The sequence below is a fragment of the Spiroplasma endosymbiont of Halictus nicosiae genome, assembly GCF_978018445.1.
Window position 1 is genome coordinate 738,634 of sequence record NZ_OZ389573.1, and the last position, 16,304, is coordinate 754,937.

Consider the following 16,304-nt stretch of genomic DNA (forward strand, 5'->3'; position numbering starts at 1 on the left):
AATATTTTTTTAAAAATAGAATTTATTAAGATTCTATTTTTCATTTCAATCTGTAATTTATATTATTGGCAATAATATAAATTACAAACTTAAATCAATAATCATATAGACTAATAGAAATTTAAACTCCCTTCTTCAAAAATTTTTAACTCCCCTATCGTTGAAAAAAGGAAAAGGAGTTAAAATCTACAAATGAAAACGAAACAATTTAAGAATTTTATAAAATAATCATGTTGAAATCCCAAATGCTATTGGTAACATAATAACTCAGCTTCACCCAGAAATGATGACATTTCTGGAATAATTGCAAATAATCCATCTTTAATTTGCACCATTGCCTTACCAATACCAGAAAACATTGATGAACACCACTAGACATAGTTGCAGTATCTGCTAACAAATTCATTATTTAACACTCTCCTTTTCTAATGATTTTTCTTCATTCTTCTTTTTTTATCTCCAATATTCTTCGATATATTGTTAATCCAATAGCAATAAAACTACCTACAACAATCACAACAAAAATAATATATAACAATATTGCTATCATAAAATATTACCCCATCTTTCTAAAAGGTATAATATTTATACCCTAATAAATTAAATTAATTATTTTTCTTTTTTAATTTAAGTAATATTATTAATATGTTCTAAAATTCCTTGTACTTTTTCAAACCCATATTTTTTATATAAAGTTTTCAAAATATAAAAATCCTTACTATTCATAATACACCTCCATCAAATTAGAAAAATAATCAATACATTAATAATTAATAATAAGATAAATTATATAAATACAACTTAAACAATTAACAATCAATCATAAATATTTTTACTAATATTATTTTTCTTCATAAATTTATCAAAACAAATTTAATAAAAAAAATTAAACTTATAACTAATATTAATATTTACGGCAATTCAAATTGTATTTATAACAATTTAAATATTAAGAACTACTTATAAATTTAATTTTAATTAAACATAAGAACCTTAATATTTTTATTATACTAAACAAAATTAAAAAAATCAATAAAAAAATACCAATTGAATTGCCGTAAAATTGGTATTTTTTTATTGATGTATGTTGTTGCATACTCATATACATTATAACAATAAATAAATAATATACAACTATATAAAAAATACCCTTAATTTAAAAGTATTTTAACGTTAATTACTATCAAAAAAACAAAATAAAAACAATTAATAAAATATCTCATAAATGCAACAACAAAATAAATTATTTATTTGCCATATTAATTATAAATCAAAAAAACTCGCTTCGCTCGTTTTTTCTTTACAAAATAACATTATTTTATTCTACCTTATTCAGATAAATAAAAAGGCACGACATAAATGTCTCCGCGCACTTTTTTCCCTTCTCTTCCTTATTTTTATTTCTTATTTTCCAAAAATATTTTTTTTCTTTTAATAACTATTTACTCTCACATAAATTTATAATACAATATACTTGATTAAGAAAACTTAAATTTATAAGTAGTTCTTAATATTTAAATTGTTATAAATACAATTTGAATTGCCGTAAATATTAATATTAGTTATAAGTTTAATTTTTTAATAAAAAAAAAATAAAAAAACTTAAAAAATAATATTTAGCGGATTGATTGTATAAATAACAATAATCCGTTTTTAATTTGTTGGTACAAATAAATTAAAAATAAAAATTAAATAGTTTTGCTGCTTTGGGAGACCGAAAAACCAAAGATAGATTTTAATAAAAATATTGGAGTAAACTACTACCATCGGACGAAAAGAGTGATGTACCTGTAAGTAGTTTTTTGCTTTTTTCATAATTAGTAATAAGTTGGCTGTAAAAAGAGGATTAGTTTCTGTGCCTAAATTTTACTATAACTACAATAAAAATAAAAAGTGTGGGTAGCAATTGGTGGAATTGGTAAATTAACGCGTGCTGTTCGAACAACTAGAATTTTAAAATTAGCGAAAGAAACTAAACTACTTGAAAAATTAGGTGTAATAACTGCTAATAATTTAGAAGATGTTGTAAGGCAAGTTACAGATAAAAAGATTTTATCTTCTAAATTAATATTTGATTTTACAAAGCAGGCTAATAATGAAACTTTATTATATACAATTGGAAAATTAGCCCGAAATGATTTTTATAAAGGTTTTAAAGTTTCTAATTTAGAAACAATTAATAATTTATTAAAAATTGAGAAAAATATTCAAAAAATAAGTCCTAAATTAGTTCAAAAAATACCACGCGTGAATGAAAAAAATGCTAATAAATGATTGTCTGAATATGGATTAAATATTGATAAAATAAGTAAAATTAATACTAATGAGTGATATAACATAATGACTAATCTTCATAAAAAAGTGTTGGTAAAAATCTACTATTAAATGTTAATTTAATGAGGGGCAGTAAAATATATAATAATAAATTATTAAATATCTTGCACCAAACACCAATTAAATTAAATAAAATTTTAAATCATTTAAACCCAAATTTTTATATTCAAAAAGTAACTAAAAAATTATTAGCCCCAATTGAAAAACAAATAATTACTATTAAACAAACAGTGAGTGGTTTATTGGTTGAAGATTTAAAAAAACAAGTTTGTTTAATTTAGTTTCTTTTGCCCCGCTTGCTTATCAGCAAGTAATAAAAGATAGTTTTAAAATATATCGGACAATTGCTAAGATATTAAAAATGCAAGAACAATTTAAAAATAACTTTAATAAAGATAAATTGTTAAATACGCTAGAAGATAGTGCGGTTACTAGTTTATTGGGTAATGGACTAGTATTTCAAGCATTATAAACAACTCAGAACAAAACAAGATTTAAACAAAACAATTAAAATAAAAACACTATTAAATAGTAAAAAGTTTATTTTAAATAAAATATATTCTAAAAAAAGTAAATGATAAGGAGATGATTAAATGTTAAATGAATTATGACAAAATGTTACTTTGGAAAATTATAATAATTTTATTCCAATGACAGGTAAAATTACACAAGTTCCAGTTCGTTATAATAAGTTTTTTAAAGGTGATGTAGAATTATGATTTAAAACATTTGCTTTAAGAGCCCAAAATATGATTAATTCTTACTTAAACTATCCATTTTCAAAATTAAAGTTTGAAACATTTAAAGATCCATTATTAAAGAAAATTTGTATTAATATGGTGTTTATTACGATTGAACATTGAACATTTAACCGTATTCCAATTGAGTTTTTTGCTTTGGCAAATATGAGTGTTGGTGATATTAATTATTCTTCACAAAATGACCCTATGGCAACATGACAAGGTCTATTGCCTACCTATCAAAATCATTGGCTAATTTAACAACTTTAAAGAAAATGTTTTGTACTTTTCAAGAAGAAGGTATTGATTTAACAATGATAGATTTAGAAGCATATTATACTCAGTTAGAAGTTGATGCTTTATTAGAAAAAGAAAAAACTGAAAGAATAGAAACCGATGACAAATTAGATAAAAAAATAGATAATTTAATAAATGAAGAAAGAAATGAAAGAATTAAAGAAGATAATATTTTAGACAATAAAATAAATAAAAAACAAGATGTTGTTAATAAAGATACAAACTTAGAATTAAACAATTTAATTGCTTACAGTACTATTGAAACCAAAAATCAAATTCAATCAATTAATATTTTGACAAATGATTTAAAAATTGCAAATCCAACTGAAGAAACAGCACCAAATTTTACAAAAGCAGCAGAGCAATACAAAACAATATTCAAGTACCAATAACAAAATTTATTAATGATAAATCAACAGATGAAAAAGTACCAACTGCAAAAGGAGTATACAATTCTTGTATATGACAAGATGTTGATACTGATGATTTTATAGTAAATAGTCAAGATTATCAAATTAAAGATTTTAATAGAATAAATTATATTTACAAAATTTCTGTTTCCCCCTTTAAGTTACCTTATTCTGGAGTAATCGAAACATTTTATTATTTTAATAATAATATTAGTGCATTATTTGTTGGTGGTTATAGTTTAGAGATTACTGTTAATGGAATTGTTAATGTTAAAGATAAAACTGATAAAAATTCACCAATGGGAACATTATTTATTTGAAGAAAAAAATATTAATTAATAAATTAGAAAGGAATTGATTTTATGCCAAAAGTTACTATTAAAGATTTAATTATGTTTTTGAAAATATTTGGATTTTCATCATTGTTTTTTATCGCAGGAATTATTATTTGTTTTATAGGAGAAAAAACACTAGGTATTTCTTTACCAGCATATGTTATTGTTTCAGCAATGCTTATTGGAGCAGGAATTATTGTTTTAATTATTGAAACAATTAAATTTATCAAAACACATAACAAAAAACAAAAAGAAGATAGTATTGAAGATGTTATTAAAAAAGAAGATACAAAATAAAGAGGTGATATAAATGGGATTATTACCAGCCAAAAAGAAGTTAAAAAAAGAATATGATATTGATAGTTATTATTTTAATTTAGCATCAACGATTACTAATCGTAAAAATGTTACTGTTCAAAAACATAATGAAATTTTAGAAAAAAGAATTTGTGAAGATAATGCTAATTTTTTAAATCCACGTGATTTAGAAATTAGCATTTATAATCCAATTAATAATAAACAGATAGATACTAAATTAATTAATAACTTTTTAAAAATGCAAGACTTTACTAATAAGAATTGATATAATAAATATAAAATTAATAAGAATGGTAAAGGTGCATATTTTATTTTTGCTAATAATTCAAAACTTAATTTTATTACCATTGATTTTTATAATGACCAGTATGATGAATTAGGTAATCTAGTATCGTGTACTTTTGATTATGACTCTTATATTAAAAATGACCAGAGTGTTTTTATTACTGAAAAATTAGAAATTGATTATGTAACTAAACAAGTAAAAGTTATTAGAAAGTTAAAAACACGATTATACAGCACTATTACCGACTTATATATTGATGATGCTAAATGAAATAACTATACAACATTGCAAAGAGAAGAAATATTACCAATTGATTTTATACCAATTGAAATTATTCCTAATAACCCTAATTTCGAACCTTCTGCTCGTTATGGTAAACAATTTGCTAGTATTTTAGATATTATTGCTGAAAAGATAATGTTGGACCCATTATTAAATAGTGGTAAATTTACTATTAATACTAATGGAGTGACTGGTGTTGTTGACCAAGAAATTAGTAAAATGCTGGCTTCATTTATTGAAAATGACTTGTTATTAGTTGAAGGAGACCCTGATAGTAATTTTCAACCAGTAGACTATATCGCTGGTAATTTTAAAGGTGAACAATTAACTAAAATATATGATTGATTATTAACTAATTACTATAAAATAAATCGTCATCATGTTCCCGCCATTGCTAAGAGAGCCCAACAAACTCAGGCAGAAGTTGCTGGTGTAAATATTTAAACAAATGCATCATACGAACAAATGATATATATTAGAGAAATTAAATTAACTGAATTTATTATTAAGTTAATTAAATATGATAATGCTGTTTTAAATAGTAGAACATTCAATATTAAAAATATTGATGAGTTAATTGTTGATGTTCGCTTACCAGTAAATGCTACTTTAAACAGACAATTAAAAAACAACGAAACTATTATCAATATTCCTAATGAAGACCGTGCTAGAACCCCTTTATATTTATAAAATTAATAATTCTTGTTAAGACAAAGCAAAAACCAATCTTAAACTACTCTCAAAATAGCGTTAAAATAGGTTTTATTGACAAAGATGAATATATTAAAATAACTGGTTATGAAATTAGTGATTTTAATTTTAAATTACAAATTCAACAAAGTACCACAGTCCAAGATAATAGCACAAGTTATGTAATGATTGATGAAAAAGATATTTTAATTAATGATATTTCAAAACAAGACAAAGAATTTTTAGAATCTTATGATTTAAAAATAGTATCTATTAATGAACGAATTACCGAAGATAATAAAAATGAATGTTATATTATCGAAGAATATAAAAGACCTTATTCACCTGATGGCGTTGATATTATTAAATCTACCCACTTAGTTAAAATAACTGATTTTAAGTGAAAAAATCAGAATAGTATTCATTTAGTTTTACAAAAATCATTGCCAGAAGACACAGTATTTACTGGAATTGAAATTAAATACCCTAAATCTATGTTATTTGGAAATATTAAATGTTGAGGAAATGTGGATGGTGTTTATTCCTATCCATCTTCAATTGTTGAAAATGCTAGTTTAGTACCGTTGCTATCTATGCCTATTGAAACAGAACCTAATTTAAGAGTATTTCAATATTGATTTACCGAAAGTTTTTTACCATGAAGTATAGCCAAAAACTATATTCAAGGAAAAGATATTTTAGATTTAATAAATAAGAATGGCTTAGAAAAAGTTTTATTAAATTATTTAACATATCGTTATAATTATGATCGAAAATTTCAAGGTGCAAAATAGGATGAAAAAGGAAATCCTAGCAACAAAACGGCTAAACTACGTCAAAAATTTGAAGGACAAAAACCCGAAGATGTTATTGATGGTCTATTTGAAGAATGAAAGTTCAAAAACCCATCTCTTATTAATGATAAAGTTATCAAAATATTTAAACAAATTATTTATATGCTTTCAAATTATACATATAGCAAATATGCAATCAACAAAGGCTATAATGATGATATTAAGTTAATTGCCCCCTATTATTTTAAATTATTATCAATACCTGAACCTGATAAAAAAGATGAAAATTATTGAAAATTTAAAAAATGTATAATTGAGTTAAATTCATTGTATTTTAATTTTTCTGGTGGTCCCATTCCACCATCGCCATTAAATTATTGAAAAGAAGTTTATGCAGATAGTAAACCGTTTAATGAAGTTGATAATAAATATTATTTTGTTGTGTGAAAGGGCAAAACACAATGATATACAACAAAGTTTCTTAATAATGAAAAAATAAATCAACATGGCAGAAAAGTATTAAAAGAAAAAGACGGATATGAGATTGGTTTATATTGTTATAGTAATTTTAAATATGAAGTTGATTTATTTAATTATGAACCATGTAAAATGACAAACTGACCTTGAAGAATTGACAAAGGAAATTATTTTAAATCTGTTTATCGTTGTGAAATAAAGGGTGTACCAAATACATCAAGTATTGACCCAACAACAGGGCAAATTATAGAATGAAATTTAAAACATCAGAATAATAACAACAAAAATGATGAAATTAAAGCAATTATAAAAAATAAAGATATTTCAGAAAACTCCATTTATCAATTAGAAGCAAATTATTTTAATTGACTATCAATAACAAGTAAATTAGAAACAAATAACATTCCGTCTTTAATTCCTGCTGAAATTAAACTATCAGATGGAGAATATGGTAAGTATTTAACTAATTTAATTGTTTCTAATGACAAAATAGAAGATTATTTAAATTATTTTTCACAATGATATAAATTGCTTTATTCTAAGGCAGATTGAGGGGAAATAACTAAAAATTTAGTTGTAGATAATATTAAAATAATTTTTGATAAGCATCAAAAACTATTTAATTTAAATCAAATTGAAATATCGGGTATATGGGGTTATGGAAATTATGATATAAATATTTCTGTTGATAAATCAAATGAAAAAACTATTGCAGGAAAATATATAAATTTAGAATTAATTAAAAGTTGTCCTATTGGAACCAAAGTTAGTGGTAAAGATAAAAATACATATCTTCAATTAATAGAAGAAGACACCTGATATCTTTGAAAAAATGGTGTTGAAGATGAAAAATCTTATTCAAATAAAGCGGTTGCTGATTTTTTAAAACAATCAAATAATATAATATTTTCTTATCCCCCTATAAAAGAAGAAATTAATATTAATAATTTAGAATTATTTAATAAAAACAATGAAAAACTATCATTAATTACATTAGATATGTAAAAAAAGTCATTTATTAAAATGACTTTTTTATTAGTTATTAACTTTTACATTACAGTTTTTATCAATAATTAAATTAGGTAATTTTTGTTCATCACCATTTCAAGGATAAACAGATTTAAAATAAGTTCCTTTGTCAATTCTTCAAGGTCAGTTTGTCATTTTAGATGGTTCATAATTAAATAAATCAACTTCATATTTAAAATTACTATAACAATATAAACCAATCTCATATCCGTCTTTTTCTTTTAATACTTTTCTGCCATGTTGATTTATTTTTTCATTATTAAGAAACTTTGTTGTATATCATTGTGTTTTGCCCTTTCACACAACAAAATAATATTTATTATCAACTTCATTAAACGGTTTACTATCTGCATAAACTTCTTTTCAATAATTTAATGGCGATGGTGGAATGGGACCACCAGAAAAATTAAAATACAATGAATTTAACTCAATTATACATTTTTTAAATTTTCAATAATTTTCATCTTTTTTATCAGGTTCAGGTATTGATAATAATTTAAAATAATAGGGGGCAATTAACTTAATATCATCATTATAGCCTTTGTTGATTGCATATTTGCTATATGTATAATTTGAAAGCATATAAATAATTTGTTTAAATATTTTGATAACTTTATCATTAATAAGAGATGGGTTTTTGAACTTTCATTCTTCAAATAGACCATCAATAACATCTTCGGGTTTTTGTCCTTCAAATTTTTGACGTAATTCAGCCGCTTTATTAGTGGGATTTTCTTTTTTATCATATTTTGCACCTTGAAATTTTCGATCATAATTATAACGATAAGTTAAATAATTTAATAAAACTTTTTCTAAACCATTATTTTTTATTAAACTTAAAATATCATCTGGTTGAATATATATTTTTGCAATAAACCACGGTAAAAAACTTTCGGTAAATCAATATTAAAATACTCTTAAATTAGGTTTTGTTTCAATAGACATAGATAGCAACGGACTAAATTAGCATTTTCAACTATTGATGAAGGATAAGAATAAACACCATTAATATTACCTCAACATTTAATATTTCCAAATAAGATTGATTTAGGGTATTTAATCTCAATCCCAGTAAATACTGTATCTTCGGGTAATGATTTTTGTAATACTAAATGAATACTATTTTGGTTTTTTCATTTAAAATCAGTCACCTTAACTAAATGAGTAGATTTAATAATATCAACACCATCAGGTGAATAAGGTCTTTTATATTCTTCGATAATATAACATTCATTTTTATTATCTTCGGTAATTCGTTCATTAATAGATACTATTTTTAAGTCATAGGATTCTAAAAATTCTTTGTCTTTTTTTGAAATATCATTAATTAAAATATCTTTTTCTTCAATCATTACATAACTTGTGCTATTATCTTGGACTGTGGTATTTTGTTGAATTTGTAATTTAAAATTAAAATCACTAATTTCATAACCAGTTATTTTAATATATTCATCTTTGTCAATAAAACCTATTTTAACGCTATTTTGAGAGTAGTTTAAGATTGGTTTTTGCTTTGTCTTAACAAGATATTTATTAATTTTATAAATATATAAGGTTCTAGCACGGTCTTCAGTAAATAATTGTTTTAAATCAGGTCGCTGTACTGCGATTGACTAGCAAAATCTAATGGAATACTATCAATTGAATAGTCAATTGGTTCATCATTTTCTGCTAATTGTGCTAACATTTTTTCAGATGGTTTTAACATTATTCTTGTTCTCCTTTTTCATTAGGCATATTTATAATAGTTTCATTGTTATTTAATTGTCTGTTTAAAGTAGCATTTACTGGTAAGCGAACATCAATAATTAAATCATCAATATTTTTAATATTAAATATTCTACTGTTTAAAATAGCATTATCATATTTAATTAACTTAATAATGAATTCAGTTAATTTAATTTCTCTAATATATATCATTTGTTCGTATGATGCGTTTGTTTGAATATTTACTCCCGCAACTTCTGCTTGTGTTTGTTGGGCTCCCTTGGCGATTGCGGGAGCATGATGGCGATTTATTTTATAGTAATTAGTTAATAATCAATCATATATTTTGGTTAATTGTTCACCTTTAAAATTACCAGCAATATAGTCTACTGGTTGAAAATTACTATCAGAGTCTCCTTCAACTAATAACAAGTCATTTTCAATAAATGAAGCCAACATTTTACTAATTTCTTGGTCAACCACACCAGTAACACCATTAGTATTAATGGTAAATTTACCACTATTTAATAATGGATCTAACATTATCTTTTCAGCAATAATATCTAAAATACTAGCAAATTGTTTATCAAAACGAGCAGAAGGCTCAAAATTAGGGTTATTAGGAATAATTTCAATTGGAATAAAATTAAGTGGTAATATTTTTTCTCTTTGTAAAGTTGTATAGTTATTTCATTTAGCATCATCAATATATAAGTCGGTAATAGTGCTGTATAATCGTGTTTTTAACTTTCTAATAACTTTTACTTGTTTAGTTACATAATCAATTTTTAATTTTTCAGTAATAAAAACACTCTGGTCATTTTTAATATAAGGGTCATAATCAAAAGTACAAGATACTAAATTACCTAATTCGTCATATTGGTTATTATAAAAATCAATAGTAATAAAATTAAGTTTTAAATTATTAGCAAAAATAAAATATGCACCTTTACCATTCTTATTAATTTTATATTCGTTATATCAATTCTTATTAGTAAAGTCTTGCATTTTTAAAAAGTTATTAATTAATTTAGTATCTATCTCTTTATTATTAATTGGATTATAAATGCTAATTTCTAAATCTCGTGGATTTAAAAAATTAGCATTATCTTCACAAATTCTTTTTTCTAAAATCTCCTTATGTTTTTGAACAGTAACATTTTACGATTAGTAATCGTTGATGCTAAATTAAGATAATAACTATCAATATCATATTCTTTTTTTAATTTCTTTTTTGCTAATAACAATCCCATTTATATCACCTCTTTATTTCGTATCTTCTTTTTTAATAACATCTTCAATACTATCTTGTTTTTGTTGTTTGTTATGAGTTTTGATAAATCTAATAGTTTCAATAATTAAAACTATAATTCCTGCTCCAATAAGCATTGCTGAAACAATAACATATGCTGGTCAAGAAATACCCAATGTTTTTTCTCCGATAAAACAAATAATAATTCCGGCAATAAAAAACAATGATGAAACTCCAAAGATTTTCAAAAACATAATCATATCTTTAATAGTTACTTTTGGCATAATACCATCTCTTTCCTAACTTACTTTTTTTCTTTCAATATACAATTCTTTAATTTCAACACTATTTGATATTGATGATAATTTAAACTCACCGTTGGAAAATAATTAAATGGTAATTCAACGACTTGGATTATTTCCATATGATATTCCACTTGCTAATTGACCTTTAAAGTTTATATGCGTAATTATATATAGTTCTATCTCAAGCGTTGTATAACACCATAAACGATAATAATATTCTGACTTATTAAAATTTTTAATTTTATATCCTTTAGAATCTTGAACAAAATCACTAGTATCAACAACTTTTCAATCATTTGATATTTTAGGTAAATCTTTTTTCTGTAAATAAAATTTATCTAAATATTTAGTAGTACCAAATGTATCATCAGTACTTTTAATTCCCGCAACTGTACTATCAATAATCATATAATCAGCAGTATTTTTACCACCTTCAAAACTAGGGTCTCAAATTCTTAATTCCCCGTTTTCAGCATTAAAATCAGCATTAACACGACCACTACTATTAGGTAATAAAGTTATTTTATTTTGTTTTAAATCTGAAACCATTAATTCATCAGCAGTATTTTTAATAATTGTTTTATTATCAATTTTAATATCACTACCGCCACTTTGTTTTGCTTTTCAGACACCATTTTTTCATAAATAGTATCTTTATCAAAGGGAACATTTATTTCATTATTGTTATTTTTAACAATAGTTTTATTGTCAATCTTAGTTTTTTCTTTTTCTATTAAAGCATCAACTTCTAATTGAGTATAATATGATTCTAAATCAATCATTGTTAAATCAATACCTTCTTCTTGAAAAGTACGAAACATTTTTTTAAAGTTGTTAAATTAGCCAATGATTTTGCATAGGTAGGCAATAGACCTTGTCAAATAATCATGGGGTCATTTTGCGATGAATAATTAATATCACCAACACTCATATTTGCCGAAGTAAAAAATTCAATTGGAATGCGGTTAAATGTTCAATACTCAATCGTAATAAACACCATATTAATACAAATTTTCTTTAATAATGGATCTTTAAATGTTTCAAACTTTAGTTTTGAAAATGGATAGTTTAAGTAAGAATTAATCATATTTTGGGCTCTTAAAGCAAATGTTTTAAATCATAATTCTACATCACCTTTAAAAAACTTATTATAACGAACTGGAACTTGTGTAATTTTACCTGTCATTGGAATAAAATTATTATAATTTTCCAAAGTAACATTTTGTCATAATTCATTTAAGATTTAATCATCTCCTTATCATTTACTTTTTTTAGAATATATTTTCTTTAATATAAATTTTTTACTATTTATTAATGTTTTTGTTTTAATTGTTTTGTTTAAATCTTGTTTTGTTCTGAGTTGTTTATATGCTTGAAATACTAGTCCATTACCTAACAAACTAGTAACCGCACTATCTTCTAGCGTATTTAACAATTTATCTTTATTAAAGTTATTTTTAAATTGTTCTTGCATTTTTAATATCTTAGCAATTGTCCGATATATTTTAAAACTATCTTTTACTACTTGCTGATAAACAAGTGGGGCAAAAGAAATTAAATTAAACAAACTTGTTTTTTTAAATCCCCAACCAATAAACCACTCACTGTTCATATAGAATTTAAACGGTTCAGGAGCCAAAACAAACTGTTCTGCTTTGATTAAAGTTGTCATAACGACAATAGGGGCATATTTAGGATTTTTATAATATATTGTTAAAGCAACTTCACCCGCAACTGATAATGGAACAATTTTAACTGCTAAAAAACATCAGAACCATAAGCAAAAGGTAATAATTGACCTTTTTAATAGCCTTAGTTTCAAATTTAGATAATATTTTTTTAGTTTTATCAGTAATTTTACTAATTACTTTTTGTTTAATAGTAATTATTTGTTTTTCAATTGGGGCTAATAATTTTTTAGTTACTTTTTGAATATAAAAATTTGGGTTTAAATGATTTAAAATTTTATTTAATTTAATTAGTGTTTGATGAAAAATATTTAATAATTTATTATTATATATTTTACTGCCCCGCATTAAATTAGCATTTAATATTAGGTTTTTACCAACACCTTTTTATGAAGATTAGTCATTATGTTATATCACTCATTAGTATTAATTTTGCTTATTTTATCAATATTTAATCCATATTCAGACAATCATTTATTAGCATTTATTTCATTTATGCGTGGTATTTTTTGAACTAATGTAGGACTTATTTTTTGAATATTTTTTTCAATTTTTAATAAATTATTAATTGTTTCTAATTTAGAAACTTTAAAACCCTTATAAAAATCATTTCGGGCTAATTTTCCAATTGTATATAATAAAGTTTCATTATTAGCTTGTTTTGTAAAATCAAATATTAATTTATCAGATAAAATCTTTTTACCTCTAACTTGTCTTACAACATCTTCTAAATTATTAGCAGTTATTACACCTAATTTTTCAAGTAGTTTAGTTTCTTTCGCTAATTTTAAAATTTTAGTTGTTCGAGCAGCACGCGTTAATTTTCCAATACCGCCAATTGCTGGTAGCAAATTTAAGGCAGTACTTTTTGCTGTCACTTCTGATGTTAATTTATCGTATATTTGATTTACGGCAAAATCGGTTGCTGTTTCTACTCCAAATGAGATAAATATGCTGCGGCAAAATTAGATAATCCCGCACCAAGACCAACAGCCGAAGCAATACCACCAGTTAAAACTAATAAACCAAGTGCTAAAACTTGAATTCCTAAAAATTCTAATAACTGTAAACCAAAATTTTTTTCTTGTTGTTGGATTGACAATCTAGTTGAATTTTTTTAACAGCATAAATAAGGGCTGTTTTAGATGTTCCAATTGGTATATATATCAAACGAAAAAGTACTATTTTTTAGTACTATTAAGAATTTTTAATTTTAACATCAATCGGATTTGTTTGACCAGTAGCGTTGTTTTTACCTTCAATTTGAACTTCAACAGTTTTATCATTTGTAATATTAATTGGTCAGTCTTCACCTTTACTTTCAATAAAGTAATCAAAATCACTTTCAGTTAAAGAACTATTTACTGCTTTTACTGCTTTTAAAACAACATCTTTAAATTGTGATTTTAACTGTTCGGCTGTTGCTTTTGTTGGGTCTGTAACATGAATATTTGGTTTATCTATTTTATTAATTTTACTAATATCAATTTTTGAAACAATATGTTTAATAATTCCTTTAGGTTCAACTACTGCCCCACCTAAATATAAAACTCTTTCCATAATCAAAGTATTACCCATTCCAGTACCCAATGCAGCTGTACCAACTCTTAATGGAGTATGGTCTTTTTTACGTAAGATAAGAGGGTCATATTTTTTACTAAATTTAAAGGCAATTGCATTAACACCATCTGGTAATAGAGTAATTGTTCCTTCTGAACCATCTTTATTAATAATTGGTAATTTTTTAGGAACCATATAATATGTTGTTCCTTCAACAGTTTTTATTGCTCCGCTTGTTTCAATTACATTGTTTATTTGGTCATTTGCTCCAAGTTGTAACTGTAATTTATTACGAATTCCACGAATAAAATCAGCCGAACCCAAGACAACTGTTTCTGATGGGGTAAATCCATTTTCATATATTTTATCCATAATTTCATCGTGAATTTGTAAAGCATTAGTATCATCTGCTTTTTGGCCTTGAATGGTTGTAACTACTCCTTTATTAATAATTTCTAAAATTTTATTATGTTTATAAGCAACCTCAGTATCCATTGCTTGTTCAATATCAGCAGCCCAAAGATTAGGGTTAAAATCACTTTCTACAGGGTCTAATTTACAAGCAAAAGTTAAAATTGTATCTAATTCAACAATTTCATCATCAAATTCTACTTTTGAATAATTTAATAATTTATCATCAGGCTCTGTGTAGATATAAACGGCAAATTTATATCTTGTTAAGTTAATAATAAAATATTTTTAATAAATTGCAACAACTTTTTCAGAAAAAATTAAATTTTTGTAATTTTATCTTATTTTATCCATATTTAAGCACACTAAAAATAATTTATTAAATTTTAACTAATAAATTTATTTAAAATTTTGTAAAAACATTGTCTTTGCACTTAGTCAATTTAAACATGGTCGGAGTTTATCATTTATAACATTAACTACTCAATCTATCATTTTTTGACTAATATTATTAAAATCAATTCCCTTAGAAAGTCAATATCTAAATTCACCGTTCATATGCTCAATTAATGGTTTTTGTTGTGGTTTACCGGGGTCACAAAAATAAAATTGTGTTTCAGCAAATATTTCCATTTCTTTTCATTTACTAAATTCTTTTCCTCTATCAGTTATTATTCCTTTAATTTTCCCAATTAAATTATTATTTTTAACAATATCTTTAAATTTTTCTAAAACTTCATTAGCGGTATTATTTTTTAATTTCATTACAAAATAATTTTTACTTGATTGTTCTACTAAAACTAAATTACTAGATTGATGGTCTTTTCCTACAACAGTATCCATTTCAAATCATCCAACATTAGAAACTTTATTTTCAATATCTCAAATTGATTTAAAGTTAGTTAATTTACCACGATTATCAGGTTTTCCTTTTGTTTTATATTTTTTACCACGATGGGGTAAATTTTCTTTTTTTAATCCAAATTCGCCTAAGCGAATTCATTTATACAACGTTTTAACACAAGCAGAAAATTTAACACCAAACTCCAAGAAATAACGATAAATTAATTGTTCGGGTGTATCGTGGTATTTATTAAATCTTATTTTAATAAAATCTAATTGCTCTTTTGTAAATTCAGGTAGTTTTTTAATACATTTTTTACGCTTTTTCTTATAATCTTTTTGTGCTTGATATGGATTATAATCTTGTATATTTTTAAATCGATTTATTTCTCTTTTAATGGTATTAATTCCGCGTCCCATTTGTCTTGATATTTCAGATAAATTAATTGTGCCATTTTTCTTTTTACAAGTATCAGATAATAATAAATCCTTAAATAAATCTCGTTCATCAAATATTAAATGTTTAAATTTTCTCATTTTTATACA

At 24.0% G+C, this 16,304-nt stretch carries 25 protein-coding genes; 10 read left to right on the top strand and 15 right to left on the bottom strand.

The genetic code is table 4. The features are described from left to right. The first annotated feature begins 1,893 nt into the window (after nucleotides 1-1,893). The 10 genes from ACZ91P_RS05080 (at nucleotide 1,894) to ACZ91P_RS05125 (ending at nucleotide 7,968) form a co-directional block, all read left to right on the top strand. Entirely contained in the window at nucleotides 1,894-2,385 is a 492-nt protein-coding gene (locus ACZ91P_RS05080) for a hypothetical protein (protein ID WP_465158306.1), read from the top strand. An 11-nt stretch (nucleotides 2,386-2,396) separates the two neighbouring features. After that, entirely contained in the window at nucleotides 2,397-2,615 is a 219-nt protein-coding gene (locus ACZ91P_RS05085) for a hypothetical protein (protein WP_465158307.1), read from the top strand. Then, on the top strand, nucleotides 2,603-2,806 hold the full coding sequence (locus ACZ91P_RS05090; protein WP_465158308.1) for a hypothetical protein: 204 nt from the start codon (nucleotides 2,603-2,605) through the stop codon (nucleotides 2,804-2,806). The genes ACZ91P_RS05085 and ACZ91P_RS05090 overlap by 13 nt, the downstream gene beginning before the upstream one ends. Nucleotides 2,807-2,927: 121 nt before the next feature. After that, on the top strand, nucleotides 2,928-3,335 hold the full coding sequence (locus ACZ91P_RS05095; protein ID WP_465158309.1) for a hypothetical protein: 408 nt from the start codon (nucleotides 2,928-2,930) through the stop codon (nucleotides 3,333-3,335). Between the two features lie 14 nt (nucleotides 3,336-3,349). Then, a complete protein-coding gene (locus ACZ91P_RS05100; protein ID WP_465158310.1) occupies nucleotides 3,350-3,763 on the top strand; it encodes a hypothetical protein in 414 nt (137 codons plus the stop codon). Between the two features lie 380 nt (nucleotides 3,764-4,143). Next, on the top strand, nucleotides 4,144-4,413 hold the full coding sequence (locus tag ACZ91P_RS05105) for a hypothetical protein (protein WP_465158312.1): 270 nt from the start codon (nucleotides 4,144-4,146) through the stop codon (nucleotides 4,411-4,413). A gap of 13 nt (nucleotides 4,414-4,426) precedes the next feature. Then, on the top strand, nucleotides 4,427-5,446 hold the full coding sequence (locus ACZ91P_RS05110; protein ID WP_465158313.1) for a hypothetical protein: 1,020 nt from the start codon (nucleotides 4,427-4,429) through the stop codon (nucleotides 5,444-5,446). A 21-nt stretch (nucleotides 5,447-5,467) separates the two neighbouring features. Then, nucleotides 5,468-5,692 (top strand): hypothetical protein, encoded by a 225-nt coding sequence (locus ACZ91P_RS05115; protein WP_465158314.1) that lies wholly within the window; start codon nucleotides 5,468-5,470, stop codon nucleotides 5,690-5,692. A 185-nt stretch (nucleotides 5,693-5,877) separates the two neighbouring features. Then, nucleotides 5,878-6,486 (top strand): hypothetical protein, encoded by a 609-nt coding sequence (locus ACZ91P_RS05120; RefSeq protein ID WP_465158315.1) that lies wholly within the window; start codon nucleotides 5,878-5,880, stop codon nucleotides 6,484-6,486. A 162-nt stretch (nucleotides 6,487-6,648) separates the two neighbouring features. Then, a complete protein-coding gene (locus tag ACZ91P_RS05125) occupies nucleotides 6,649-7,968 on the top strand; it encodes a hypothetical protein (RefSeq protein WP_465158317.1) in 1,320 nt (439 codons plus the stop codon). A 30-nt stretch (nucleotides 7,969-7,998) separates the two neighbouring features. Here ACZ91P_RS05125 and ACZ91P_RS05130 read toward each other — a convergent pair whose 3' ends face one another. The 15 genes from ACZ91P_RS05130 to ACZ91P_RS05200 all read right to left on the bottom strand — a co-directional run bounded on the left by ACZ91P_RS05130 (nucleotide 7,999) and on the right by ACZ91P_RS05200 (nucleotide 16,295). Continuing rightward, nucleotides 7,999-8,574, bottom strand: a complete 576-nt coding sequence (locus tag ACZ91P_RS05130; protein WP_465158318.1) for a hypothetical protein — start codon at nucleotides 8,572-8,574, stop codon at nucleotides 7,999-8,001. Nucleotides 8,575-8,909: 335 nt separating this feature from the next. Then, complete coding sequence (locus ACZ91P_RS05135; protein ID WP_465158319.1) at nucleotides 8,910-9,344, bottom strand: hypothetical protein; 435 nt, start codon at nucleotides 9,342-9,344, stop codon at nucleotides 8,910-8,912. A 233-nt stretch (nucleotides 9,345-9,577) separates the two neighbouring features. Continuing rightward, complete coding sequence (locus ACZ91P_RS05140; protein ID WP_465158320.1) at nucleotides 9,578-9,700, bottom strand: hypothetical protein; 123 nt, start codon at nucleotides 9,698-9,700, stop codon at nucleotides 9,578-9,580. After that, nucleotides 9,700-10,707 (bottom strand): hypothetical protein, encoded by a 1,008-nt coding sequence (locus tag ACZ91P_RS05145; protein WP_465158321.1) that lies wholly within the window; start codon nucleotides 10,705-10,707, stop codon nucleotides 9,700-9,702. The genes ACZ91P_RS05140 and ACZ91P_RS05145 overlap by 1 nt, the downstream gene beginning before the upstream one ends. A 119-nt stretch (nucleotides 10,708-10,826) precedes the next feature. Further along, nucleotides 10,827-10,952, bottom strand: coding sequence for a hypothetical protein (locus tag ACZ91P_RS05150; RefSeq protein WP_465158322.1), 126 nt, complete (start codon nucleotides 10,950-10,952; stop codon nucleotides 10,827-10,829). 13 nt (nucleotides 10,953-10,965) lie between these two features. Then, complete coding sequence (locus ACZ91P_RS05155; protein WP_126821249.1) at nucleotides 10,966-11,235, bottom strand: hypothetical protein; 270 nt, start codon at nucleotides 11,233-11,235, stop codon at nucleotides 10,966-10,968. 105 nt (nucleotides 11,236-11,340) lie between these two features. Continuing rightward, entirely contained in the window at nucleotides 11,341-11,805 is a 465-nt protein-coding gene (locus ACZ91P_RS05160; protein WP_465158323.1) for a hypothetical protein, read from the bottom strand. Then, entirely contained in the window at nucleotides 11,805-12,077 is a 273-nt protein-coding gene (locus tag ACZ91P_RS05165; protein ID WP_465158324.1) for a hypothetical protein, read from the bottom strand. Before ACZ91P_RS05165 ends, ACZ91P_RS05160 begins: the two co-directional genes overlap by 1 nt. Further along, nucleotides 12,041-12,469, bottom strand: coding sequence for a hypothetical protein (locus ACZ91P_RS05170; RefSeq protein WP_465158325.1), 429 nt, complete (start codon nucleotides 12,467-12,469; stop codon nucleotides 12,041-12,043). The genes ACZ91P_RS05165 and ACZ91P_RS05170 overlap by 37 nt, the downstream gene beginning before the upstream one ends. 42 nt (nucleotides 12,470-12,511) lie before the next feature. Continuing rightward, complete coding sequence (locus tag ACZ91P_RS05175; RefSeq protein ID WP_465158326.1) at nucleotides 12,512-12,928, bottom strand: hypothetical protein; 417 nt, start codon at nucleotides 12,926-12,928, stop codon at nucleotides 12,512-12,514. A gap of 79 nt (nucleotides 12,929-13,007) precedes the next feature. Further along, entirely contained in the window at nucleotides 13,008-13,292 is a 285-nt protein-coding gene (locus tag ACZ91P_RS05180; RefSeq protein WP_465158327.1) for a hypothetical protein, read from the bottom strand. A 17-nt stretch (nucleotides 13,293-13,309) separates the two neighbouring features. Continuing rightward, entirely contained in the window at nucleotides 13,310-13,822 is a 513-nt protein-coding gene (locus ACZ91P_RS05185) for a hypothetical protein (RefSeq protein ID WP_465158328.1), read from the bottom strand. 53 nt (nucleotides 13,823-13,875) lie between these two features. Beyond that, complete coding sequence (locus tag ACZ91P_RS05190) at nucleotides 13,876-14,046, bottom strand: hypothetical protein (protein WP_465158329.1); 171 nt, start codon at nucleotides 14,044-14,046, stop codon at nucleotides 13,876-13,878. A gap of 95 nt (nucleotides 14,047-14,141) precedes the next feature. Continuing rightward, nucleotides 14,142-14,999 (bottom strand): hypothetical protein, encoded by an 858-nt coding sequence (locus tag ACZ91P_RS05195; protein ID WP_465158330.1) that lies wholly within the window; start codon nucleotides 14,997-14,999, stop codon nucleotides 14,142-14,144. A gap of 315 nt (nucleotides 15,000-15,314) precedes the next feature. Next, nucleotides 15,315-16,295, bottom strand: coding sequence for an IS30 family transposase (locus ACZ91P_RS05200; RefSeq protein ID WP_465155197.1), 981 nt, complete (start codon nucleotides 16,293-16,295; stop codon nucleotides 15,315-15,317). Nucleotides 16,296-16,304: the final 9 nt, after the last annotated feature.